This is a genomic window from Actinoplanes sp. URMC 104 (genome assembly GCF_051386375.1).
Taxonomy (GTDB): Bacteria; Actinomycetota; Actinomycetes; order Mycobacteriales; family Micromonosporaceae; genus Actinoplanes.
This window is the reverse complement of the sequence record NZ_JBPQTO010000011.1, coordinates 300,041-322,633: the sequence shown is the minus strand read 5'-3', so window position 1 is coordinate 322,633 and position 22,593 is coordinate 300,041. Positions and strand designations below refer to the sequence as shown.

20 protein-coding genes and 2 pseudogenes are annotated in these 22,593 nt (G+C 72.6%); 11 read left to right on the top strand and 11 right to left on the bottom strand.

Going from position 1 to position 22,593, the window contains the following annotated elements; all coding sequences use genetic code 11:
• Positions 1–2: 2 nt before the first annotated feature.
• The 3 genes from ACSNN8_RS27310 to ACSNN8_RS27300 all read right to left on the bottom strand — a co-directional run bounded on the left by ACSNN8_RS27310 (position 3) and on the right by ACSNN8_RS27300 (position 3,042).
• Positions 3–719 carry an amino acid ABC transporter ATP-binding protein gene (locus tag ACSNN8_RS27310; protein WP_436652455.1) on the bottom strand — a complete coding sequence of 239 codons (717 nt, stop codon included), beginning with the start codon at positions 717–719 and terminating at the stop codon, positions 3–5.
• Positions 716–1,591, bottom strand: a complete 876-nt coding sequence (locus ACSNN8_RS27305) for an amino acid ABC transporter permease (protein WP_436652454.1) — start codon at positions 1,589–1,591, stop codon at positions 716–718. The genes ACSNN8_RS27310 and ACSNN8_RS27305 overlap by 4 nt, the downstream gene beginning before the upstream one ends.
• An 83-nt stretch (positions 1,592–1,674) precedes the next feature.
• Positions 1,675–3,042, bottom strand: a complete 1,368-nt coding sequence (locus ACSNN8_RS27300) for an MFS transporter (RefSeq protein WP_436652453.1) — start codon at positions 3,040–3,042, stop codon at positions 1,675–1,677.
• Between the two features lie 94 nt (positions 3,043–3,136).
• On the opposite strand from ACSNN8_RS27300, the gene ACSNN8_RS27295 reads away from it, so the two are divergent.
• From ACSNN8_RS27295 to ACSNN8_RS27265, 7 genes and pseudogenes are all read left to right on the top strand, one after another.
• Positions 3,137–4,741, top strand: coding sequence for an ABC transporter substrate-binding protein (locus ACSNN8_RS27295; protein ID WP_436652451.1), 1,605 nt, complete (start codon positions 3,137–3,139; stop codon positions 4,739–4,741).
• On the top strand, positions 4,738–5,652 hold the full coding sequence (locus tag ACSNN8_RS27290; RefSeq protein WP_436652449.1) for an ABC transporter permease: 915 nt from the start codon (positions 4,738–4,740) through the stop codon (positions 5,650–5,652). Before ACSNN8_RS27295 ends, ACSNN8_RS27290 begins: the two co-directional genes overlap by 4 nt.
• Positions 5,649–6,494: an ABC transporter permease gene (locus ACSNN8_RS27285; protein ID WP_436652447.1), complete on the top strand. Its 846-nt coding sequence runs from the start codon at positions 5,649–5,651 to the stop codon at positions 6,492–6,494. The genes ACSNN8_RS27290 and ACSNN8_RS27285 overlap by 4 nt, the downstream gene beginning before the upstream one ends.
• Positions 6,491–8,098, top strand: coding sequence for a dipeptide ABC transporter ATP-binding protein (locus ACSNN8_RS27280; RefSeq protein WP_436652445.1), 1,608 nt, complete (start codon positions 6,491–6,493; stop codon positions 8,096–8,098). The genes ACSNN8_RS27285 and ACSNN8_RS27280 overlap by 4 nt, the downstream gene beginning before the upstream one ends.
• Complete coding sequence (locus ACSNN8_RS27275) at positions 8,095–9,147, top strand: LLM class flavin-dependent oxidoreductase (RefSeq protein WP_436652443.1); 1,053 nt, start codon at positions 8,095–8,097, stop codon at positions 9,145–9,147. Before ACSNN8_RS27280 ends, ACSNN8_RS27275 begins: the two co-directional genes overlap by 4 nt.
• A complete protein-coding gene (locus ACSNN8_RS27270; RefSeq protein WP_436652441.1) occupies positions 9,144–10,256 on the top strand; it encodes an LLM class flavin-dependent oxidoreductase in 1,113 nt (370 codons plus the stop codon). The genes ACSNN8_RS27275 and ACSNN8_RS27270 overlap by 4 nt, the downstream gene beginning before the upstream one ends.
• A 435-nt stretch (positions 10,257–10,691) precedes the next feature.
• Positions 10,692–11,084: pseudogene (locus tag ACSNN8_RS27265) on the top strand (IS30 family transposase); the annotation flags it as partial.
• Positions 11,085–11,138: 54 nt separating this feature from the next.
• Here the strand turns inward: ACSNN8_RS27265 and ACSNN8_RS27260 are convergent.
• The 4 genes from ACSNN8_RS27260 to ACSNN8_RS27245 form a co-directional block, all read right to left on the bottom strand.
• Positions 11,139–13,067 (bottom strand): endo-1,4-beta-xylanase, encoded by a 1,929-nt coding sequence (locus tag ACSNN8_RS27260; protein ID WP_436652439.1) that lies wholly within the window; start codon positions 13,065–13,067, stop codon positions 11,139–11,141.
• A 311-nt stretch (positions 13,068–13,378) separates the two neighbouring features.
• A complete protein-coding gene (locus ACSNN8_RS27255) occupies positions 13,379–13,972 on the bottom strand; it encodes a hypothetical protein (RefSeq protein WP_436652437.1) in 594 nt (197 codons plus the stop codon).
• Positions 13,969–14,700, bottom strand: a complete 732-nt coding sequence (locus ACSNN8_RS27250) for a hypothetical protein (RefSeq protein WP_436652435.1) — start codon at positions 14,698–14,700, stop codon at positions 13,969–13,971. Before ACSNN8_RS27250 ends, ACSNN8_RS27255 begins: the two co-directional genes overlap by 4 nt.
• Entirely contained in the window at positions 14,697–15,389 is a 693-nt protein-coding gene (locus tag ACSNN8_RS27245) for an ABC transporter ATP-binding protein (RefSeq protein WP_436652433.1), read from the bottom strand. Before ACSNN8_RS27245 ends, ACSNN8_RS27250 begins: the two co-directional genes overlap by 4 nt.
• 96 nt (positions 15,390–15,485) lie before the next feature.
• Between ACSNN8_RS27245 and ACSNN8_RS27240 the strand changes: the two genes are divergently transcribed.
• From ACSNN8_RS27240 to ACSNN8_RS27230, 3 genes are read left to right on the top strand one after another with little or no spacing between them, the layout of a single operon-like run.
• Positions 15,486–16,352 carry a sensor histidine kinase gene (locus ACSNN8_RS27240; RefSeq protein ID WP_436652432.1) on the top strand — a complete coding sequence of 289 codons (867 nt, stop codon included), beginning with the start codon at positions 15,486–15,488 and terminating at the stop codon, positions 16,350–16,352.
• Entirely contained in the window at positions 16,349–17,056 is a 708-nt protein-coding gene (locus ACSNN8_RS27235; RefSeq protein ID WP_436652430.1) for a response regulator, read from the top strand. Before ACSNN8_RS27240 ends, ACSNN8_RS27235 begins: the two co-directional genes overlap by 4 nt.
• Positions 17,046–17,831, top strand: coding sequence for an SAM-dependent methyltransferase (locus tag ACSNN8_RS27230; protein WP_436652428.1), 786 nt, complete (start codon positions 17,046–17,048; stop codon positions 17,829–17,831). Before ACSNN8_RS27235 ends, ACSNN8_RS27230 begins: the two co-directional genes overlap by 11 nt.
• Positions 17,832–17,954: 123 nt before the next feature.
• On the opposite strand, the pseudogene ACSNN8_RS27225 reads toward ACSNN8_RS27230, so the two are convergent.
• Both ACSNN8_RS27225 and ACSNN8_RS27220 read right to left on the bottom strand, forming a co-directional pair.
• A pseudogene (locus tag ACSNN8_RS27225) lies at positions 17,955–18,188 on the bottom strand (helix-turn-helix domain-containing protein); the annotation flags it as partial.
• A gap of 16 nt (positions 18,189–18,204) precedes the next feature.
• Positions 18,205–18,735: a CGNR zinc finger domain-containing protein gene (locus ACSNN8_RS27220; protein ID WP_436652426.1), complete on the bottom strand. Its 531-nt coding sequence runs from the start codon at positions 18,733–18,735 to the stop codon at positions 18,205–18,207.
• 100 nt (positions 18,736–18,835) lie between these two features.
• Here ACSNN8_RS27220 and ACSNN8_RS27215 point away from each other — a divergent pair, with 100 nt between their 5' ends.
• Positions 18,836–19,831 (top strand): EamA family transporter, encoded by a 996-nt coding sequence (locus tag ACSNN8_RS27215; protein WP_436652424.1) that lies wholly within the window; start codon positions 18,836–18,838, stop codon positions 19,829–19,831.
• A 1,188-nt stretch (positions 19,832–21,019) separates the two neighbouring features.
• On the opposite strand, the gene ACSNN8_RS27210 is transcribed toward ACSNN8_RS27215, so the two are convergent.
• The gene (locus tag ACSNN8_RS27210; RefSeq protein ID WP_436652422.1) at positions 21,020–21,652 is read right to left on the bottom strand and encodes a DedA family protein; all 633 of its coding nucleotides are present in this window, start codon (positions 21,650–21,652) and stop codon (positions 21,020–21,022) included.
• Between the two features lie 68 nt (positions 21,653–21,720).
• Entirely contained in the window at positions 21,721–22,524 is an 804-nt protein-coding gene (locus tag ACSNN8_RS27205) for a CPBP family intramembrane glutamic endopeptidase (RefSeq protein WP_436652420.1), read from the bottom strand.
• Between the last annotated feature and the right edge of the window lie 69 nt (positions 22,525–22,593).

The following is a 22,593-nucleotide window of genomic DNA, read 5'->3' as shown; positions in this document are numbered from 1 at the left end:
TTTTAGACCAGGACTTTGGAGAGGAAGGCGCGGGTGCGCTCGTGCTGCGGGTTGTCGAGGACCGCGGCGGGCGGGCCCTGCTCGACGACGCGGCCATCGTCGAGGAAGACGATGGTGTCGGCTACCTCGCGGGCGAAGCCGATCTCGTGGGTGACCACGACCATCGTGGCGCCGGCGCGGGCGAGGTCGCGCATGACGTCGAGGACCTCGCCGACCAGCTCGGGGTCGAGCGCCGAGGTGGGCTCGTCGAACAGGATCAGCTTGGGGTCGCGGCCGAGCGCGCGGGCGATCGCCACCCGCTGCTGCTGGCCGCCGGAGAGCTGGCGGGGGTAGGCGTTCGCCTTCTCGGCCAGGCCCACCCGCTCGAGCAGCTCGATGCCGCCGCCGGCCTCCTGCACGTTCTGCAGCGCGGTCATGTGCGGGAACAGGTTGAAGGTCTGGAAGACGAAGCCGATCCGGGCGCGCTGCTTGAGGATGTGCCGCTCGCTGAGCTCGTACAGCCTGGTGCCCACCCGGCGGTAGCCGATCAGCTCGCCGTCGACGCGGACCCGGCCGCGGTCGACCTTCTCGAGGTGGTTGATGCAGCGCAGCAGCGTGGACTTGCCGGAGCCGGAGGGGCCGAGGATCACCGTGACGCTGCCCGCGGGAACGGTGAGCGTGACGTCCTTGAGCACCTCGAGCGGGCCGAACGACTTGTGCACCCCGGTGAGCTCGATCATCGGACGTACCCCCGGGAGAAGCGGCGCTCGACGTAGTGCTGCAGCACCGACAGGGCGGCGGTGAGGATCACGTACCAGACGGTGGCGACCAGCAGCAGCGGCACGACCCGCCCGTTGCGGCCGTAGATCACCTGCACCTGGTAGAACAGCTCGCCGATCGCCAGCACGTACACCACCGAGGTGCTCTTGAGCAGGTTGACCAGCTCGTTGGCGGCGTTGGGCAGGATCGCCCGCATGGCCTGGGGGAGCAGGATGCGGCGGAACTGGCGCAGCCGCGGGATCCCCAGGGCGGCGGCCGCCTCGAGCTGGCGGGAGTCGACCGACAGGATGCCGGCGCGGACGATCTCGGCGGCGTACGCGGCCTCGTGCAGCGCCAGCCCGAGCAGCGCCGCCCCGAACGCGCTGACCAGGCTGGAGGTCTCGAGGTGCACGAAGCCCGGGCCGAACGGGATGCCGAGCTGCAGCCGGTCGTACAGGTAGCCGAGGTTGGCCCAGAACAGCAGCTGCACAATCAGCGGCACGGACCGGAACACCCAGATGAACGTCCAGCTGACCGTCTTGAGCACCGGGTTGCGCGACAGCCGCATCGGCGCGAGCACGATGCCGCCGGCGAAGCCGAGCACCGCGCCGGCGAACGTGAGCTCGAGGGTGATCAGCAGCGCGTCCATCACGGACTCCTCGAAGAAGTAGCCGGCGAACGTGCGCCACTCCCAGCCCGGGTTGGTGGCGAGGCCGTGCAGGAACTGGGCGACGACGACCAGCACGAGCGCGGCGGCGATCCATCGCCAGGGATGGCGGGCCGGCACGACGACGAGGTCGTCCGGGGTGCTCGGGCGGCTGTCCACCGCGCGGGCCGATGACAGGAGACTCACTCCGCTTCCCTCCGCCGTGGGCTGTTGCCGAGAACGCTAGGTCGGCGACCGCAATACCCTCAAGTCCTATCGAAGGTATATGTTTAACGGAGTTGTAAACGCGTGGCGGCCACCGCCGCCCGCCGCTGTTCGACCGCCGCCGCCGCGACCGCCGCGGCGAGCAGGCCCGCGCTGATCGCCAGCCCCCCGCCGGCGGAGCCGCGCAGCACCACGCCGGCGACCGCGGCGGTGCCGACGGTGGCCGAGATGCGCTGCGCGAGCTGCAGGAACGCGGCGGCCAGGCCGGCCGCGCCGGGCGGGGCGTGCGCCAGCGTGAGCGCCTGGTTCGGCGAGACGATCAGGCCGGTCGCGGCGCCGCCGACGAGCTGGGTGACGGCGAGCCAGGGTCCCAGCCGGCCGGGCGGGGCCAGCAGCAGGACGGCGATCGACGCGAGCACGGCCAGCAGCGCCGTGTCCAGCGCCCAGAGAATGCTGCGCCGGCCCCAGCGGCCGACCACCCGCCAGCCGACCGAGGACAGCAGCGCGAAGCCGAGCGCGCTGGGCAGCAGGGTCAGGCCCGCGTGCAGCGCCGACCAGCCCAGGTTCTCCTGCAGGTGCAGGGTGACGGCCAGCGAGGCGGACAGCGCCCCGCCGAACTGGAACGTCGCGATCAGCGTCCCGGCGCGGTAGCCGCGCTCGCCCAGCAGTGCGGGCAGCAGGATCGGGGTGCGGCCCCGGCGCTCGTACCGGCGTTCCCAGGCGATCAGCGCGGCGACCAGCAGCGGCACGCCCGCGAGCCACCCCGCGGCGTGCGGCATCGTGAACGGCAGCAGCAGGCACAGCGTCGCCGCCGCGAGCAGCGCCAGCCCGGGCAGGTCCAGGCTCGTGCGCCGGCCCGGCGCCGGCCGCGCGTGCGGGAACCACCGGATCGCCAGCGGCACGGTGACCAGCCCGAAGGGCACGTTGAGCAGCAGCACGCACCGCCAGCCGTACGCGTCCCCGAGCGCGCCGATCAGGCCGCCGCCCACCAGCGGCCCGATCACGCCGGCGATCCCGCCCACGATGGCGTACGCGCCCAGCGCCCGCGTGCGGTCGCGCCCGGTGAACAGTTCCTGGATGATGCCGAGCACCTGGGGGTTCACCGTGCCCGCGCCGGCGCCCTGCAGCAGGCGGGCGGCCGCGACGACCCAGGCCTCCCGCGCGGTGCCGGCGACTACCGCCGACGTGCAGAACAGCGCGATGCCGGCCACGAACAGCCACTTGCGCCCGTGCGCGTCGCCGAGCCGGCCGCTGGGCACCAGCGCGAGCCCGAACGTGAGGGAATAGCCCGCGACGATCCACTGGATCGAGCTCTCCCCGGCGTCCAGCGAGGCGCGCAGCGCGGGCACCGCGGTGTTGAGGCTGGACTGGTCGAGCAGGGTGGTGAACGCGGCTGCCAGGCAGAGGGCAAGGGTGACCGCTCGACGATGCATGCTTCCCCGCCATCTGGGACGAAGGTCATTGGCCCCTTGCTTATATCCTATTTCAGCTATAGGAAAAAGGGAGTCAGTTTCCCTGGAGGTGGAGATGCGTCGCCGTTCCCTGCTGGTCGCTGCCGCGACGGCCCTGCTCGCCGCGGGCTGCTCCGGCAGCGGTGGCACCGACGCCGCCGATGCCGGCTCCCCGGTCTCCGGAGGCTCGCTCACGTGGGCCGTCGAGACCGAGCCGATCACCCTGAACCCCCACCAGTACGCGCAGGCCAAGGCGCGCCTGCTGGTCTGGAACACCTTCGAGGCCCTGCTCACCCACGACGACAAGGGCGGCTACGTGCCCTGGCTGGCCACCGGCTACCAGGTGTCGCCCGACGGCCTCACCTACACCTTTAAGCTGCGCACCGGCGTGACCTTCAGCGACGGCACGCCGTTCGACGCTGCCGCGGTCAAGGCCAACACCGACCTGCTGCTCTCCGACGGCTACGCGCCCGGCGTCGCCGACGTGCAGCTGAAGAACCTCAAGGCGGTCGAGGTCGTGGACCCGGCCACAGTGCGCTACCGGCTGGCGCGGCCCGACGTGCTGCTGCTCGACTTCCTCTCCTCGCCGCAGGGCGCGATCGTCTCGCCGAAGTCGCTCAAGGAGGCCAGCAATCTCAAGGCCGGCGGCCCCGAGCTGGCCGGCACCGGGCCGTTCGTCCTCGACCGGTACACCCCCGGCCAGGAACTGCACTACAAGAAGAACGCGAACTATCACGAGCGGCCGGCCTACCTCGACGAGGTCACCTACCGCTTCCTCAAGGAGTCGTCGGTGCGCGTCGGCGCGCTGACCTCCGGCCAGGTGCAGGTCATCGAGGGCGTCCCCGCCACCGACCAGGCGCAGATCACCGGCAACCCGGCGCTGACGCTCGCCAAGGGGCTGAACTCCGGATCGGCGTACTCGTACTACTTCAACGTCAGCCACGCGCCGTTCGACGACATCCGCGTCCGGCAGGCGTTCCGCGACGCCCTCGACGTGGACGCCGTGCTCAACGGCGTCTACCGCGGCACCGCCACCCGGGCGTGGAGCGTGGTCGGGCCCACCAGCCCGCTCTACGACAAGTCGCTCGAGGGCACGTACGGCAACAACGCCCAGCGGGCCAACGCGACGCTGGACGCGGCCGGCTGGAAGCAGCGGGACGCGGACGGTTTCCGGGTCAAGGACGGCAAGCGCCTGACCGTCCGGCTCGTGCAGTCGGCGCCGTTCGTCCGCGACCGCCGCGACATCCTCGCCCAGGCCGTGCAGGCCGCGGTCAAGCAGAGCGCCGGCATCGACCTGAAGGTGTCCGTCGTGGACCAGGGCACCGCCACGGCGGCCCTCGAGTCCGGCCAGTACGAGGTCTTCGACAACAGCCGCGCCGACACCGACGCCGGCGCCGCGCTCAACCTGCTGCTCTCGTCGTCCGGCGCGATCAACCGGCTCGGCATCGCGGACAAGACCGTCGACGGGCTGCTCGCCGAGGGCCAGGCCGAGAGCGACCCCGCGGCGCGCGCCAAGGTCTACCGGCAGCTGCAGCAGAAGGTGGTCGCGGACGAGGCGCTCATCCAGCCGCTGTACGCCCCGGCCGACCAGATCGCGGCGTCGAAGAAGGTCGGCGGCCTCGGCTTCGAACCGACTGCGGGCGTGCCGGGCAGCGCCTACGGCGTCTGGCTGAGCAAGTGATCGTCCTGCGGCGGCTGGCCACCGGCCTGGTCGTGCTCTGGGCCGCCGCGACCGCCGCCTACCTGGCCCTGCTCGCGGCGCCCGGCACCACCGTGGACAGCATCATCGGCGACGGCGCCGACACCCCGCTGATCCGCGAGCAGATCATCAGCGAGTGGAACCTGGACCGGCCCGCCGTCGTGCAGTACCTGGACTACCTGTGGCGCTTCGTGCACGGCGACCTCGGCCGCTCGTACCTGCTGCAGCGCCCCGTCCGCGACGTGATCGGCGACCAGATCGGGCCCACGCTCACCCTCGCCGTCGTGGCGGCGCTGCTGGGCGTGGTGCTCGCGCTGGTGCTGGCGGTCACCACCCGGCGGCCGTGGTCGCGGCGGGCCAGCTCGACGGTGGAGCTGGTGCTGGTCTCCACCCCGTCGTTCCTCATCGGCATCGTGCTGCTGAGCGTCTTCTCGTTCCGGCTCGGCTGGTTCCCCGTCTCCGGCGGGCAGGGCCTCGCCTCGCTGGTGCTGCCGGCGATCACCCTGGCGCTGCCGGTCGCCGGGGTGCTCACCCAGGTGCTGCGCGACGGGCTCGACCGGGCGCTGGAGGAGCCGTTCGTGGTCACCGCCCGGGCGCGCGGGCTGGGGGAGCGGGCCGTGCTCGTGCGGCACGCGCTGCGCCACGCCCTGCTGCCGGTCGTGACGCTGACCGGCTGGCTGTTCGGCGTGCTGCTCGGCGGCGCGGTCATCGTCGAGACCGTGTTCGGCCGGCCCGGCCTGGGCCAGGTCACCCTGCAGGCGGTCACCACCGAGGACATGCCCGTGGTGCTGGCCGTCGTGGTGTTCTCCGCCTTCGTGTACGTCGTCATCAACACGCTCGCCGACCTGGCGTACCTGCTCATCGACCCGCGACTGCGCCGGGAGCCCGCATGACCGTCGCCCTCGACCGTCCGTTGCCGCTGCGGCTGCGCCGCCCGTCCGGCGCCGGGGTGATCGCCGCGACCGCCTTCCTGGTGCTGGCGCTGCTCGCCGCCGTGGCCCCGTCGCTGTTCGCCGGCGACCCGCTGACCGCCGACCCGCTGCACGTGCTGGAGGCGCCCAGCGCGGCGCACTGGTTCGGCACCGACCAGCTCGGCCGCGACGTGTTCGACCGGGTCGTGCACGGCGCCCGGCACTCCCTGCTCATCGGCGTGGTCGCCACGCTGATCGCGGTCTCCGCCGGGCTGCTGCTCGGCCTGCTCGCCGGGCTGGCCCACCGGTACGCCGACGAGGCGCTCAGCCGCGCCTTCGACGCACTGTCGGCGTTCCCGCTGCTGCTGCTCGCGCTGCTGTTCGTCGCGGTGGCCGGGCCCGGGACGGTCGGGCTGGTGGTCGCCATCGGGCTGGCCACGACGCCCACCTACGCCCGGGTGGTGCGCACGCAGACGCTGGTGGTGCGGCAGGCGCCGTACGTCACCCAGGCAGTGGCCTTCGGCGGGTCGCGGCTGCTGATCGTGGTCCGGCACGTGCTGCCCAACGTGCTCGGACCCGTGCCGGTGCTGGCCGTCATCGGGTTGGGCGAGGCCATCCTCGCCGCCGCCGGGCTCAGCTTCCTCGGCATGGGACCGCAGCCGCCGTCGCCGGAGTGGGGCGCGATGCTCTCCGAGGGCCGCGGCTACCTGAGCGTGGCGTGGTGGACGACCGTGCTGCCGGGCGTCGTCGTCACGCTGACCGTCATCTCGCTGACCGTGGCGGGGCGCCGGTTGCAGCGCCGCTTCGAGGGGAGGCTCGGATGAGCGAGCTGCTGGTGTCCGTCCGGGACCTGCACGTGACGTTCCGGCATCGCCGCGGCGTCGTCGAGGCCGTCCGCGGCATCGATCTCGACATCGCCCGCGGCGAGTGCGTGGCCATCGTGGGGGAGTCGGGCTCGGGCAAGAGCGTCACCGCCCGCACGCTGGTCGGCCTCGCCGGTCCCGGGGCCGAGGTTCGCAGCTCCCGGTTCACCGTGGCCGGCCGGCCCGTGCCGGGCGACGGGCCGGCTCCCTTCGACTGGCGGGAGCTGCGGGGCGGCTTCGCCGGGCTGGTGATGCAGGACGCGCTCGTCTCGCTGGACCCGCTGCGGACCGTCGGCGCGGAGATCGCCGAGGTGCTGCGCGTGCAGGAGGTCGGCGACCGCCGCGACCGCCCGGCCCGGGTCCGCGACCTGCTGGCCGCCGTGCACGTGCCCGAGCCGCAGCGGCGCGCCGGGCAGTACCCGCACCAGCTCTCCGGCGGCCTGCGCCAGCGCGCGCTGATCGCGTCGGCGATCGCGGCCGGGCCGCCGCTGCTCATCGCCGACGAGCCCACCACCGCGCTCGACGTCACCGTGCAGGCCCAGATCCTCGACCTGCTCGCCGAGCGGCGCGCGGCCGGCGAGACGCTGCTGCTGATCAGCCACGACCTGGCGGTGGTCGCCCGGCTGGCCGACCGGGTCCTGGTCATGCGCGACGGCCGGGTGGTCGAGGCGGGCGCCACCTCGTCGCTGCTGGCCGCGCCGGCCCACCCGTACACCCGGCAGTTGCTCGCGGCGGTGCCCTCGGCCGCCTCCCGCGGCCGCCGGCTGTCCGCCACCACCGCCGCTCCGGTCGCCCCGCCGCCCGTCCCCGAGGCGCCCGCTCCGGCGGTCGTCGTCGCGGAGGGGCTGCGCAAGCGCTACGGCGCGCACACCGTCGTCGACGGCGTCGACCTCGCCGTGCGGCGCGGCGAGATCGTCGGGCTGGTGGGGGAGTCGGGATCGGGCAAGACCACGGTCGCCCAGCTGCTGTTCGGGCTGACCGCACCCACGTCCGGGACCGTGACGTTCGAGGGCGCGCCATGGACCGGGCTGCCGGAGCGGCGGCGCCGTCCGCGGCGCCGCCGCCTCCAGCTCATCTCGCAGGACCCGCTGTCCGCCTTCGACCCGCGCTGGACCGTCCGCCGCATCGTCGCCGAGGCCCTGCCGGGCCGCCCGCCGGCCACCGAGGTGCTCGTGTTGCTCGAGCGGGTGGGCCTGGGCGCCGACGTGCTCGACCGGTACCCGCGGCAGCTCTCCGGCGGGCAGCGGCAGCGGGTCGCCATCGCCCGCGCGCTCGCCCCGCGGCCCAGCCTCATCATCTGCGACGAGCCGGTCTCCGCGCTCGACGTGTCCGTGCAGGCGCAGGTGCTCGACCTGCTCGCCGACATCCGCGCCGCCGACGGCACCGCGCTGCTGTTCATCTCGCACGACCTCGGCGTCATCCACCACCTCGCCGACCGGGTGCTCGTCATGCGCGACGGCGCCGTGGTCGAGTCCGGCCTGGTGGACGAGGTCTTCCACAGCCCACAGCACGAGTACACCCGCGCGCTGATCGACGCGGTGCCGGCCCTGGAGGTGTCGCGATGAAATTCCTGCTCATCACCCTGATCGCCGAGAAGGACGCGAGCCGCCCCGCGCACCTGCGGTTCCGGGAGGTGATCGACAACGCGCTGCTCGCCGAAGAGCTGGGCTTCGACGGCTTCGGCGTGGGCGAACGCCACGAGCGTCCGTTCTTCTCGTCCTCCCCGCCGGTGGTGCTCAGCCACATCGCGGCGCTCACCTCGCGGATCCGGCTGTTCACCGCGGTCACGACGCTCAGCCTGCTCGACCCGGTGCGCGCCTTCGAGGACTACTCCACGCTCGACAACCTCTCCGGCGGACGCCTCGAGCTGATCATCGGCAAGGGCAACGGCGCCGCGCAGGCCCAGCTGTTCCACGTCACCGCCGACGACCAGTGGGACCGCAACCGGGAGAGCTACGAGCTGTTCCGGCAGCTCTGGCGCTCCAACCGGGTCACCTGGCAGGGCCGGTTCCGGCCCTCGCTCACCGACGCCGAGGTGTGGCCGCGGCCGTTGCAGCAGCCGATCCGGGTCTGGCACGGCAGCGCCACCAGCCGGGAGAGCGTCGACCTCGCCGCGCGGTACGGCGACCCGCTGTTCTCGGCCAACGTCACCAACCCCATCGAGCCGTACGCCGAGCTCATCCGCTACTACCGTGAACGGTGGGCCCACTACGGGCACGACCCGGCCGACGCCCTCGTCGGCGCGGGCAGCGCCGGCTACTACGCGGCCCGCACCTCGCAGGAGGCGATCGAGACGTACCGGCCACTCCATGAGGCCCGGATCGCGCTGTTCCGCAAGGTCGGCGTGGAACCGGTCTTCCCCACCCTCGAGGACGCGATCGAACGCAGCTCGATCCTCGTCGGCAGCCCCCAGCAGATCATCGACAAGGTCCACCGCTACCACGCCGAGTTCGGCCACGAGGTCATGCACCTGCACGCCGACGCCGACGGCCTGACCGACAAGCAGCACCGCGCCACGCTCGAGCTGTTCCAGTCCGAGATCGCCCCGGTGCTGCGCCGCGAGATCCCCAGCCGTCCGTTCCCGGCACCCGCCACCGTAGGAGGACTCTCATGACCGTTCCGCTGTCCATCCTGGACCTCTCCCCGCTGGTGTCGGGCGGCACCGCCCGCGACGCGCTGCGCCGCACGCTCGACCTCGCCCGCCGGGCCGAGCAGTTCGGCTACCACCGCTACTGGGTCGCCGAGCACCACCTCACCCCCGGCGTGGCCAGCTCGCAGCCGGCGGTGCTGCTCGGGCAGATCGCCGCGGTGACCGAGCGCATCCGGCTCGGCTCCGGCGCCCTGCAGACCGGCTTCCTGACGCCGCTCGCCGCGCTCGAGCAGTTCGGGCTGCTCGACGCGCTGCACCCCGGCCGCTTCGACCTCGGGCTCGGACGCTCCGCCCAGCGCCGCACGTCGGCGCTCGCCGAGCCGCCCCCGCCCCCCGCCGAGGCCCGCGTCGTCGACGGGCTGCTCATCCCGAAGCACTTCGACTTCACGCCGATCCTGCGCTCGGCCCGCTCGGCGCTCTACGGCAAGCTGCTCAAGCAGCCCGGCGCCGAGCCGCTCGACCTCGACGACGTGGTCGGCGACCTGCAGACCCTGATCGCCGGCCCCTACACCGACGACGAGGGCAACGAGGCGCACGCCGTGCCCGGCGAGGGCGCCGACCTGCAACTGTGGATCCTCGGCAGCAGCGGCGGCGAGAGCGCCCAGGTGGCCGGCGCCCGCGGGCTGCCGTTCGCCGCCAACTACCACGTGGCGCCCGCCAAGGTGCTCGAGGCGGTGGACGCCTACCGTGCCGCGTTCAAGCCGTCGGAGGTGCTCGCCGAGCCGCACGTGATGGTCTCGGCGGACGTGGTGGTGGCCGAGGACGACGAGACCGCCCGCCGGCTCGCCACCCCGTACGGCCTGTGGGTGCGCAGCATCCGGGCGGGCGGCGGGGCGATCCCGTTCCCCAGCGAGCAGGAGGCGGCCGCCCAGCCGCTGAGCGAACAGGACCGCGAGCTGGTGGCGGACCGGCTCGACACCCAGTTCGTGGGGACGCCGGCGGCGGTGGCCGAGAAGCTGGAGACGCTGCGCCGCGTGACCGGCGCCGACGAGCTGCTGGTCACCACGATGACGTACGACCATGCGGACCGGGTGCGCTCGTTCCGGTTGCTCGCCGAGCAGTGGCTGGGGTGACGGGAGGCCGCCCCGCCTGAAGATCGTTCCCGCCGAGTAGGGTCAGGCCCTTCCCGGGTGGCTCGGCTTCAAGGGGTTGTCGCAACACCTGAGCTCACCGAGGGGTGGCAGGTGTCAGATGACGTTGGTGCTGGCTGGCTTCCGGGTCCGGCTAAGGCCGCGCTGTGGCAGGCATATTTGGGTCTTGTGGCGCAGGGTGTAGGCACGAGTGAGGCATGCCGGCGGGACGGCGTGGACCGCAAGACCTGTTATGACTGGCGGCATCCAGCGTGGCGGCAGGTCCGTGACGCCCCGCAGGAAGCCAGGAAGCGGGCCGTGGTCGCGGCCCGCCGGGTGCCAGTCTGCGTGCGGTATCTGTCGCAGGACGAGCGGAGCGTGATCGCTGATCGGCTGCGCGAAGGGGCCAGCCAGACCCAGATCGCGGCGGAGGCGATGCTGCTGCACCTGGCCGCGGGCCGTAACGCCGAACACGTCCGCGACGTCCTGCTGGCCACCGTCGCGACCCTGCCGCAGCATCTGCGCCGATCGCTGATCTGGGACCAAGGCGTCGAGATGGCGTTACACCACCAGTTCAGCCTGGCCTCGGGCATGCCGGTCTACTTCTGCGACCCCCACAGCCCCTGGCAGCGCGGATCGAACGAGAACACCAACGGGCTGCTGCGCCAGTACTTCCCCAAAGGCACCGACCTGACCCAGCACACACCTGAGCATTTGGCCGCTGTCGCGGCCGAACTCAACGGCTGACCGCGTATGACCCTCGGCTGGGACACCCCAGCCGAACGCCTGGCTGAACCCCTGGACACCGACCGTGTTGCAGCGACCCCCTGAAACCGCCTGGGCGGGGGTCTGGGTGGCGTACGTACGAGATCACCTTCGGACTGATCATGCGGCGGCGCAGGCGGTGCCGCTCAGCGAGAACGACGCGGGGGCCGGGTTGGTGCCGGTCCACGAGCCGAGGAAGCCGAACGACGCCGAAGCCCCGGGAGCCACGCTGCCGTTCCACGCGGCGTTCGCGACCGTGACGGCCGTGCCGGACTGCGCCGCCGAGCCGTTCCAGAGCTGGGCGATCTGCTGGCCGGCGCCGAACTGCCAGCCCAGCGACCAGCTCGTCCACGCGGTCGTGCCGGTGTTGGTCACCCGTACGTCCGCCTGGAAGCCGCCCTGCCACGAGCCGGTGATCCGGTAGGTGACCGAGCAGGCTGTCGTCGCGGGGGCGCCGCCGGTCGGGGTGGGGCTGCCCGTGGTGGCGCCGATCCGGCTCGGGTCGACGACGCCCCAGTACGCGGGCTTGGCCTGCAGCCGGGTGTCGAACAGCAGCGGCGCGTCCTTGCGGGTCACGGGGAACGTGTCGAGCCACGTGTTGTCGTCCGCGAGGCCCCACAGCGTCACCGAGGTGATCTCACCCTCGTACTGGCGGAACAGCGCGACCATGTCGCGGTACATGTACGCCTGCTGCAGCAGCCGGTCGGCCGGCGGGGCGGGGAACGACTCGCCCTCGCCGGTGTAGATGCTGACGTCCATCTCGGTGATCTGCTGCTCCACGTCCAGCGGCAGGAACTTGTCGAGCATCGCCCTGGTCTCGGCCACCGTCGGCCAGCTGACGTTGACGTGCATCTGGTGGCCGACGCCGTCGATCGGCACGCCCTCGGCCTTGAGCTGGGCGACCAGCGCGTACAGCTTGTCGCGCTTGGCCGGCACGTTGGTGTTGTAGTCGTTGATGAACAGCTTCGCGTGCGGGGCGGCCTCGCGGGCGACCCGGAACGCCGTACGGATGTAGTCCAGCCCCGCGACGGTGTACCAGGTGCTGCGCCGCAGGCCGTCCGTCTGGTTCTCGTCGACGACCTCGTTGACCACGTCCCACACGCCGATCGTGGTGCCGTAGTGCGCGGCGACCTCGCGGATGTGGTTCTCGAGCCGTCCCAGCAGCAGCGCCTTGTCCCCGGCCGTGGCGGTCATGGGCTCGCCGTCCGCGCCCGTGAAGACCCACGCGGGCGTCTGGTTGTGCCACACGAGTGTGTGCCCGCGGACGGCCATGCCGTGCGCCTTGGCGAAGTTCACGAGCGGATCGGCTTGCGCGTACGAGAAGGCGCCCTCGGCCGGCTCGGTCGCGTCCCACTTGAGCGCGTTGCCCGGCGTCACGCTCGCGAAGTGCTTGCCGAGCAGCTGCCCGTGCTCGGTGAGGATCTCCGCGCCGGTGATGGCCGCGCCGACCGGGAACTCGTCCACGACGTCCTTCAGCGACGGGATGTCGGTCTGGATCGGCAGCACGGGCACGTAACTGGCAGCGACGTCGTCGATGAACAGGTCCCCGGTTGTGGACGACGTCTCCACGTACAGCCGCAGGGACTCCACGTCGGTGGCGAGCGTGTACCGGCCTGTGAGGTTGACCCAGCGTCCGCTGTCCACAGCCGTGTCGCCGACCACCTGGTCGTAGGACGCCACCCCGCCGGTACGCCGTTCGACGCTGAGCCGCGCGTTGTCGGAGCCCTCCGCGAGCCGGACCCAGACCGAGATCGTGTACGACGTGCCCTGCACGAACTCGGCTCGCACGTCGAGGGAGGGGCCCTGCCAGCTGGCCGTACGTCCCGTGACCGCCAGGCTCCCGGTGCCGCCGTGCGCCACCGTCGTGGTGTGCGTGACCCTCTCCGCTGCCCGGCCCGTCCAGCCTTGGGTTGTGCCGTCCTCGAAGTCGTTGGTGAGCACTGTTGTGGGCGCCGGTTCCTCGGCTGCGCTCGCTGTCGTCATCATCGCCACCGTGGCCGCGGGGAGGGCGATCGCCAGGGAGAGGATCGTTCGCAGTGGTGCACGCATGGGACGTCCCTCGGTCTCGCCGCCGTGACAGATCGACAGTCATCGTGGCATGGGAGCGCTCCCAAAGCAACGACGTCCATAAATGTGCGCTGCCGATGGCGCGGGGGTGTGGATGGCGACTGAGCGTTTCGGTCGGGGGCGGAGGGGTGTGGATGGGGCGCAGGTGTAGCCGGCCGTTGTGGATGGCGGGTTGGGTCTGTGGGCTGCCACGGAGTCAGAAGGTCGCGGAGACAGCGGTGGGGCGTCTGGTGCCGGCCGCCGAGTCGGTGCAGGGAAGGGCTGTGATGCGGGTCGACCTATGTCGGGGATATTCAGGCGTTGCGTCTGTGGAAGAAGGCGCCTGCGGTGAGGGTGGCGGCTGTGGGCCAGATGGCGGCGGCGGCTGCGCCGTGGGATGGGTCGGTGAGGGTGGTGTCGGGTAGCCAGGGGGACACGGAAGGGGCGCCGGCGCGCACGATCGGGCAAACAAGCAGGTACAGGGTCACGGCTGAGGCGACGCCGGCGATCGGGCTTCGGGAGAGGCTGCCTGCGGCGGCGCCTACCAGGACTACGCCGATGAGGTAGGCGGCGGTCGATGGGCCGGCGGGTGCGGCCAGCGGCAACGTGACGAGGGCGGTGGCGGCGGTCTTGGCGAAGGTCAGCCGCCAGCGGTGCGGCATGGCCAGCAGGGTTGCGCGGATCTGGCCTCCGGGCTCGTACTCCTGGGTGGCGGTCAGCACGCCGAACACGAGGTAGCCGGCCTGTGTCCACCGCAGCGCCGTCGTGATCGGGTCGGCGTGCGGCGTCGTGCGGTGAGCCGCGAAGGCCAGCAGCGCCGTGGCGGCCCACGTGAGGGCGATGGTCCAGCGGAGTGCGGGCAGTGTGAGCAGTTTGAGCACTTCGGCGCGAACGTCGGCCCGGGTCATGCGGGGCGCCGGTGGAAGAGCCAGGCGGCCACCGCAAGGAAAGCGGCTACCCACGCGGTCATCACCAAGGCGGCGGTGACGGGTCCGATGGCGACGGCGGCGGGATCGCCGCGCACGATCAGGTGTGCACCGACGATGTCGGGAAGGTAGGCGGCCCACGGGATGAGCTTGGTCAGCAGGTAGGAGACCGAGACGACCGTGCTGTTCACGATGAAGTAGGTCAAGGTGATGACGCCGTTGCGGAAGATCAGTGTGACCGCGGCGGCGAGCAGCGCGAGCAGGACCCAGTAGAGGACGGCGCCGGCGATCCGGACGAGGTCGAACGGCGGCGCGTACTCGGGAAGCATGACCTGGGTCAGCAGCACTGTGGCCGAGGCGGTCAGCGCGCCCTGCACGGCGACGACCAGCACGAGCGCGGCTGCCTTGGCGGCGAGCAGGCGGCGCCGGTGAGGCATGGCGAGCAGCGTGGCGGTCATCTGGTGGGCGCCGGGCGAGTCGTCGCCGGTGGACGTGTACTCGCTGCTGACCGTGACGACCCCGAGGATGAGCGCGCCCAGCAGGCCGATGCCGAGGTTCTCGTACCCGAGGTCGTCGATCTGCCCGGATTCGATCGCGCGCCGCACGCCCGGCGTGTTGACGAACACGAGGGCGGGCGCGGCGATCAGGCCCAGCACGAGCCCGGTCCAGGCGGTCGGCAACCCGAGCAGCTTGCGGAGCTCGGCGCTCACCACGAGGTTGCTCCCGTCAGGGACAGGAAAGCGGCTTCCAGCGACTCGTGGTCGCCGATGACCTCGCCGAGGGTGCCGCGGGCGACGATGCCGCCGCGGTCGATGACGACCACGTCGTCGACGGTCAGCGCCAGCTCACCCATCAGGTGGCTGGAGAGCAGGACGGTACGGCCCTCGGCGGCGCACCGGCGCAGGAACGCGCGCATCCAGTGGACGCCGGCGGGGTCCAGGCCGTTGACGGGTTCGTCGAGGACGAGCACGGGCGGGTCGCCGAGCAGCGCGGCGGCCAATCCGAGGCGGCGGCTCATGCCGAGCGAGAAGCGACCCGCCCGCTTGCCGGCGGCGTCGGACAGGCCGACGACGTCGAGCACCTCGTCGACGCGTGCGCGGGAAAGACCGTTGCTGGCGGCCATCCAGCGCAGGTGGGCGCGGGCCGAGCGGGCGCGGTGGGCGCCGCTGCCGTCGAGCAGCGCGCCCACCCTGGTGAGGGGACGGGGCAGGGACGCGTACGGCAGGCCGTCGATGAGAGCCGTGCCGCTCGACGGGCGGTCGAGGCCGAGCAGGATGCGTACGGTCGAGGTCTTGCCCGCGCCGTTGGGGCCGAGGAAGCCGGTCACCCGCGCCGGACGGGCCTCGAAGGACACGTCGTGCAGGATCCCGGCGCGGCTCACCCGGTCGATCGTGATCATAGGGGGAGTCAACCGCGCCGGGCCGTCCGGAGCGTCGGACCCGGGTCCGAAGGCGTGCGCGACCTACGACCGTGGTCCTAGAACTACAGTCGCGGCATGAGCCCACGTCCTCGATGGCGTACCCGGGCGGCGCCCGTGCTGCTGACGGTCGGCGGGGTCGGGGCCGTGGCGATGGTGACCGGCGGAGCGCAGGGCACGGCGGCGAGGGTGGTTCCGGCCGTGCTGGCGGGGGGAGCGGTCGCCGTCGCGGTGTGGGCGGTGTTCCGGTGGCGGGCCGACCGGCGGGCGTACGAGCAGCGGCTGACGGCGTGGGCCGCCTCCGAGGCGGTGCTCGCCGAACGGATGCGGATCGCGGGCGACCTGCACGACATCGTCTCGCACGGGCTCGGGCTGATCACCGTGCGGGCGGCCTCCACCCGGCACCTGGACAAGCCGCCCGAGGTCGCCGCGGCGCTCACCGACATCGAACATGCGAGCCGCGGCGCCACCGCCGAACTGCGGCGCATGCTGACCGTCCTGCGCGAGCCCGCCGCACCCTGGAGCCCGGCAAGCCCTTCCCTGGCGCCGCGTGCTCCGGTGGAGGACCTCAGTGCGCTGCCGGGGATCGTGCGGGCGGCGGAGCGGGCGGGGGTGCGGCCTGAGCTGACGGTGAGCGAGCTGGGGGAGGTGTCGCCGGGTGTGCAGGTCGCCGTCTGCCGGACGGTGCGCGAGGCGTTGAGCAACACGATCCGGCACGCGGGGCCCACCGAGGTGCGCGTCGACGTCCGTCGCGACGGGAAAATGCTTACCGTCAGCGTGGCCGATGCGGGACCGGCGGTGGGGTGGGCGGCCGTGCCGGGGGCGGGGCACGGGCTGGTCGGACTGCGGGAGCGCGTCGCGGCCCTGGGTGGCACCCTCACGACGGGCCGCCAGGAAAGGGGTTTCCGCCTCACGGCGCACATCCCGGACGAGGCGGGCGCGTGAACTCCGTACGCGTCCTGCTCGTCGACGATCAGCCGCTGCTGCGGCACAGCCTCGCGCTGATCGTCGGGAAGGAGCCCGACCTCGAGGTCGCCGGGCAGGCGGGCGACGGCGTCGAGGCGCTGACGCAGGCCCGTGCCACCCGGCCGGACGTGGTGCTCATGGACGTTCGCATGCCGCGCGTCGACGGCCTCGAGGCGACCCGTCGCATCTGCGCCGACCCGGTGCTGGACCGGACGCGCGTCCTCGTGCTCAGCATGTTCGAGCTCGACGAGTACGTGCACGAGGCGCTGCGCGCGGGCGCCTCCGGGTTCCTGCTCAAGGACGCCCTCCCCGAGGATCTGCTGGATGCGGTGCGCCGCACCCACCGGGGCGAGTCGCTGTTCGCGCCGTCGATCCTCACCCGGCTGGTCGGCCACTTCCTGTCCGCACCCAGCGTCACGCGGGACAGGTCGTCGCTGCGCGGGCTCACCGCGCGTGAGGTCGACGTGCTCACGCTCGTGGGCGGCGGGCTGTCCAACGACGAGATCGCCGACGCCCTGGTGATCTCCGTGAAGACGGTCAAGACCCACCTGACGCACCTGCTGGCCAAGCTGCGGGCGCGCGACCGGGCCCAGTTGGTGATCGCGGCGTACGACGCCGGCCTCGTACGGCCGAGGGTTGCGGAGCCGACAGTCCACCCGCGACACTGTCGCCGTGACCGATGATCTCGCCACGAAGCTCAACGTCGACGTGCCGCACTCGGCACGGGTCTGGAACTATTGGCTCGGCGGCAAGGACAACTTCGCGGCCGACCGCGCCGTCGGCGATCAGGTCAAGGCGGTGTTCCCCGAGATCGTCGACGCCGCGCGGCAGACCCGGGCGTTCCTCGGCCGGGCGGTCACGTTCCTCGCCGGCGAGCGGGGCATCCGGCAGTTCCTCGACGTCGGCACCGGGCTGCCGACCGTGGACAACACCCACGAGGTCGCGCAGCGCGTCGCGCCCGAGGCGAAGATCGTGTACGTCGACAACGACCCGCTCGTGCTCAGCCACGCGAGGGCGCTGCTGGCCAGCACCCCCGAGGGCGTCACGACGTACATCGACAGGGATCTGAAGGACGCGCGCGCCGTCATCGCCGAGGCCAGGCACACGCTGGACTTCACGCAGCCGGTCGCGCTCATGCTGCTCGGCGTGATGGGCCACGTCGAGAGCCCCGACGAGGCGCGCGCCATCGTGCGGGCGCTGGTCGACGAGCTGCCCTCCGGCAGCTACCTGACGATGTCCGACGGCACCGCCACCAGCGAGCGCGTCATCGAGTCGCACCGCCAGTACAACGAGAGCGGCGCCGTGCCCTACCACCTGCGCGAGGTCGCCGACTTCAGGTCGTTCTTCGACGGCCTCGAGCTCGTCGAGCCCGGCGTCGTGCCGATCCCGCAGTGGCGGCCCGCCGGCGCGACCGAGGTCGTCGTCGACGGTTACGCGGGCGTGGCCCGCAAGCCGTAGTCAGGCCGCCAGCTGGAAGTCGGTGCGGCGGGCCTGCGTGCGGGCGGTCCGGCGCGTCGCGAGCTCGAAGCGGGCGAGCTCCAGCTTGAGCAGCTCGGGCTGCGGGAGGCGGGCGCCGAGGCGGGGCTGCGGCGGGGTGAGGTCGCGCAGGACGGCCAGCAGCAGGTCGGTCAGGGAGAGCCCGAGCGCGCGGCAGATCGCGGCGAGCAGCTCGGACGAGGGCTCCTTGCGGCCGCGCTCGACCTCGGACAGGTGGCCGATCGACATGCCGACGGCGTCGGCCACCTCGCGCAGCGTGCGCCGCTGGGCCTGACGCGTGCGCCGCAGCACGCGGCCGATGAGCTCCCGCAGCATCATTCCCCGACCCTAGCCGCTATCCGGCCGCCTTGCGCTCCCGGAACGCGATCATGTTCATCCGGTTGCCGCAGCGCACCGTGCAGAACCGTTTGGAGCCGTTGCGCGACAGGTCGAGCACCAGCCCGTCGCAGTCGTCGGCGCCGCAGACGCGCAGCCGGTCCATCTCGTTCATGCGGATCACGTCGGTGAACGCGAGCCCCATCTCGGCCCGGATGCGCTCGGCCAGCGGCGCGTCGGGGGACGTCGCGTGCAGGTGCCAGTCCAGCTCGTCGTGCCGGGCGAGGAACGGCAGCGCCCTGGCCTCGCGCAGCATGCGGTTCACGACCTCGACCGCGTCGTCGCGATCCAGCACCCAGATCTCCCGGAGCAGCGTACGGGTGGCCCGTACGTCGGCAAGCTCCTGCTCGTCGTAGTCGATGCGCCCCGTGTAGATGAACCGGCTCAGCAGCGCCCTCAGCTGCTCGACGGTCGCGAGCTCGTCCTCGCCGCTGCGCGAGCTGCCGGGCTCGGTGTTGGCCAGCGCCACCACGAACTCCAGGGACTCCACCGTGTCAGGGGCAAAAAGCAATTTGACTCCTCACGTAACCCGGCCTAGCGTCAGGACTGTAGTTGTTTTTGACCCTGACATCGTACGTCTGGAGGCAGCGATGCGGTTCTCCACCCAGCACGTCGGGCTGGCCGCCATGGTCATGTCCGCGGTGTCGTTCGGCACCTCCGGCGCGTTCATCAAGCCGCTGCTGGAGGCAGGCTGGTCGCCGGCCGCCGCAGTCACCGTACGCGCCTCGTCCGCCGGGCTGGTGCTGCTGCCCTTCGTGATCTACGCGTTGCGCGGCCGCTGGTCCGCCCTGTGGCGCGGCCGCCGGCGCGTGCTCGGCATGGGCGTGATCGCCGTCGCCTTCACCCAGCTGACGTACTACGCCGCGATCTCACGCATCCCGGTCTCCACCGCGCTGCTCGTCGAATACCTGGCCCCGCTGCTGCTCGTGCTGTGGACGTGGGCCACCACCCGCAAGCTGCCCCGCCCCGCCGTGCTGATCGGCTCGGTGCTCGCCGTCGGCGGCCTCGTGCTCGTGATCGGCCCCGGCGCCCTGCAGGCCGTCGACCCGCTCGGCCTGACCCTCGCCTTCGCCGCCGCCATCGGCTGCGCCGTCTACTTCGTCGTGGCCGCGCGCCCCTCCGACGGCCTGCCGCCCGTGGCGCTGGCCGGCGCCGGGCTGCTGCTGGGCGGCGCCGTGCTGGGCGTCGTCGGGCTGACCGGCGTGATCCCGTTCGCGGCGACCGGCGGCTCGGTCACGATGCTGGGCAGCGACGTGCCCTGGTGGGTGCCGCTGGGCGTGGTCGCCATCGCCGGGACGGCCATCGCGTACGCCACCGGGATCGCCGGCTCCTCCCGGCTGGGGTCACGGCTCGCGTCGTTCCTGGGGCTGCTCGAGGTCGTGTTCGCGTCGATCTTCGCGTGGCTGGTCGTGGGGGAGTCGCTGACCTTGCTCCAGATCGTCGGCGGGGCGCTCATCCTGGCCGGGATCGCCGCCATTCCGTCGGAGCAGCCCGCCGTGGCGGCCGGCCCCGACGCGCAGGTCGCCGGGGAACCGTCCGCCACGCCGGGCGACGAGAACCGGCCCGCGATGATCCCGGCGAGTTGATGCTTTGCGTTCTGGAGATCTCCCGGCTGCGCGCTGGGCTCTTCATGGAGTACCTCGGCCCCACGGAGGGCGGTCCCGACGTCACGATGGTCGGTGCGGGAGATGCCGAGCCCCTGCGCGATCGCCTCTGGCACGGCCATCCTGGCGTGATCTCCGAGCCGGTGCTTGTCACCTGGGTCGGGATCTAGGGGGCGGTCGCCAGTTTCGCGGGCGGTTTCAGTTGCGATGATCGGGGCCGCTATGTGGGGCTGGGCGCCCTCCGCGCCGGGGAGTACGAGAGGCGGCGCGCTCGGGTGCTGGAGGGCAGGCCGCCGACGGGTTGACGGGCCCACCGTTGATACGCGGACCAGCGCGCTCCGGGACATCGTGCGGACCTTATTCACGCGGCGCCGCTTACGGCTAAGACGGTCACGCCGGTTGATGTAGTTTGCCGCGCCGGGGCGACCGAGCGATCGAACCCTTAAGTCCGGACGTTCCAGCCCGAGCACGCTGTTGCCCACGTCGCGCACCGCAATCGTGCGGGCTGTCCTTGCCCTGCACCACGCTGCAGCCATCACGTCGAGTGAAGATCACTCGGTGGGCCACCGCCTCCCCCACCCACCCGGGAAAGCGGTGGTCACGCTACGCCATGTCAAGGGCGAAGGGTCGGTTGTCCACAGGCCACGGGGTGCGATGTGAGCCACCCGGCATGGCTGCGCTCTTGTGGTACGGCGGTGCGCTGCACCGGCGGGCGGGCGTGGGCGCGACATGTTGGTGCCAGGCTGTATGTCGCGAATTGCCGTGTTGTGTTCGCTGTCGGGGCGGCCCGTGGTGGGGGCCGCGTCGCGGCGGCTGACGCGGCGGCGGCTGGGCGGCTGACGCGGCGGCGGCCGGGCGGTGGGGCTCGGCGGCGGCTGGGCGGTGGGGCTCGACGGCGGCTGGGCGGTGGGGCTCGACGGTGGCTAGCGGTGAGGCGTGGCGGCGGTCGGCGGTGGGGCTCGACGGCGGCTGGGCGGTGGGGCTCGACGGCGGCTGGGCGGTGAGGCGCGGCGGTGGCTGGGCGGTGAGGCGCGGCGGTGGCTAGCGGTGAGGCGCGGCGGTGGCTGGCGGTGAGGCGTGGCGGCGGTGGCTGGCGGTGAGGCGTCGGCAGCGGTCGGCGGTGAGGCGTGGCGGCGGGGCGCGGCGGTGGCCGGCGGTGAGCGGTCACCCCTAAGAGGCGCAGACCGCGGCCGGCCGGCGCAGGCGGCGGGCCACGAAAGGCACGACACCGAGGCAGGTGGCTCCGACGGCGGTCAGCACCAGGCCGAGACCGCCGGTGGCATCGGCGCCCGCGGTGATCAGGCCGACGCCGGCGAAGGCGCCTACCCACAGGGCCGTCCCGAGGCCCGACCACAGCACGAAACGGCCGAAGGGCATGCGGACCACGCCGGCCACGATCGGGACGACGGCGTGGACGACGGCGACGAAGCGGACGGCCACCAGGGCCGGGGCGCCGCGCTCGCGCAGGTAGGACTCGGCGCGGTCGAAGCGTTCGGCGCCGATGCGGCGGCCCAGGCGGGTGCCGCGCAGGCGGGGGCCGAAGGCGCGCCCTACGGCGTACCCGCAGATCTGGCCGGCCAGCGCCCCGGCGGTGCCGACCGCGAGCACGGCCGCGAAACCGGCGGGGCCGGACGGCAGCGAGCCGGCCAGCATGACCACCGACTCGCCGGGCACGAGCAGGCCGGCCAGGAACGTCATCTCGACGGCGGAGGACAGGAACGTGAAGAGCAGGACCGTCCACGAGTCGAGGGTGGACAGCCAGTCGACGAAGGCGGTCGCGGCGTTCATCACATCGGTGGGCACGGGATCAGCCTGCCGGTCCCGCGCCCACGAGGCCTCCGGGCACGACCCGGAGATCACCCTGAGAGCGCTCAGGGCTGCACGATCGGGGTCGTCAGCTCGGTGCGGCCGGCGGGGGCCGGCGCGTCGAGCGGCCGGGAGCGCCACGCCGGGCGATCGAGCAGGATCAACGCGAGGGCGATCACGGTCCACGCGACGAGGCCGAGCGTCAGCATGGCCCTGAGGTCGTCGCCCGCGTACCCGAGGGTCTCCGAGACGATGGTGCCCTGCACGATGTGGAGCAGCATGGTCAGCAGCACGCTGCCGTCCGAGCGGCGGAACAGCCAGCAGTACACGAACGTGATGACGAACGTGGTGGGGATGCCGATCCAGCCGACCTCGTTGCCCTGTCCGGAGACGACGAGCGGGACGTGCCAGACGGCGGCCAGCACGCCGAGCACGGCGGCGGAGGCGAGCGGCGAGTGGAGGGCGTCGAGGCGGGGCAGGGCGAACCCGCGCCAGCCGGGCTCCTCGCCGAGCGGGCCGTCCATCGGGTTGACCCAGCGCAGCGCGAACAACAGCGCGACGTCGGTCCAGACGACGCCCGACCAGGACGCGCCGCCGTGGATCGCGGCCGTGCCGAGGATGACGGCGAGCGGCAGGCCGACGGCGGCGACGTAGCAGTACCACGGCACCCGCCAGCGGATCATGCGGCTGCCGAGGTCGCGGAGCGTGCCGGTGACGGCGGCGACGATCAGCGCGGCGACCAGCGGCGCGACCGGCAGCATGGCGGTGCCGGGAATGCCGAACGGCCACGGCGACCAGCCGATGACGTAGGCCAGGACGAAGAACGTGACGAGGGGGTGGCGGCGGATGACTGCGGTGAGTGTGGTCATGCCCTCACGGTCGTCGCACCGGGCGCACGCCGACATGGTGCCCGCCCGCCGTCCACAGGGCGGTTTTCT

Bases quoted from the DNA above. Each gene is read 5' to 3' on its own strand.
- ACSNN8_RS27240 (WP_436652432.1), top strand. From the start codon at position 15,486: ATGAGCCCACGTCCTCGATGGCGTACCCGGGCGGCGCCCGTGCTGCTG.
- ACSNN8_RS27295 (WP_436652451.1), top strand. From the start codon at position 3,137: ATGCGTCGCCGTTCCCTGCTGGTCGCTGCCGCGACGGCCCTGCTCGCC.
- ACSNN8_RS27270 (WP_436652441.1), top strand. From the start codon at position 9,144: ATGACCGTTCCGCTGTCCATCCTGGACCTCTCCCCGCTGGTGTCGGGC.
- ACSNN8_RS27245 (WP_436652433.1), bottom strand. From the start codon at position 15,389: ATGATCACGATCGACCGGGTGAGCCGCGCCGGGATCCTGCACGACGTG.
- ACSNN8_RS27205 (WP_436652420.1), bottom strand. From the start codon at position 22,524: ATGACCACACTCACCGCAGTCATCCGCCGCCACCCCCTCGTCACGTTC.
- ACSNN8_RS27255 (WP_436652437.1), bottom strand. From the start codon at position 13,972: ATGACCCGGGCCGACGTTCGCGCCGAAGTGCTCAAACTGCTCACACTG.
- ACSNN8_RS27275 (WP_436652443.1), top strand. From the start codon at position 8,095: ATGAAATTCCTGCTCATCACCCTGATCGCCGAGAAGGACGCGAGCCGC.
- ACSNN8_RS27280 (WP_436652445.1), top strand. From the start codon at position 6,491: ATGAGCGAGCTGCTGGTGTCCGTCCGGGACCTGCACGTGACGTTCCGG.
- ACSNN8_RS27215 (WP_436652424.1), top strand. From the start codon at position 18,836: ATGCGGTTCTCCACCCAGCACGTCGGGCTGGCCGCCATGGTCATGTCC.
- ACSNN8_RS27310 (WP_436652455.1), bottom strand. From the start codon at position 719: ATGATCGAGCTCACCGGGGTGCACAAGTCGTTCGGCCCGCTCGAGGTG.
- ACSNN8_RS27300 (WP_436652453.1), bottom strand. From the start codon at position 3,042: ATGCATCGTCGAGCGGTCACCCTTGCCCTCTGCCTGGCAGCCGCGTTC.
- ACSNN8_RS27285 (WP_436652447.1), top strand. From the start codon at position 5,649: ATGACCGTCGCCCTCGACCGTCCGTTGCCGCTGCGGCTGCGCCGCCCG.
- ACSNN8_RS27260 (WP_436652439.1), bottom strand. From the start codon at position 13,067: ATGCGTGCACCACTGCGAACGATCCTCTCCCTGGCGATCGCCCTCCCC.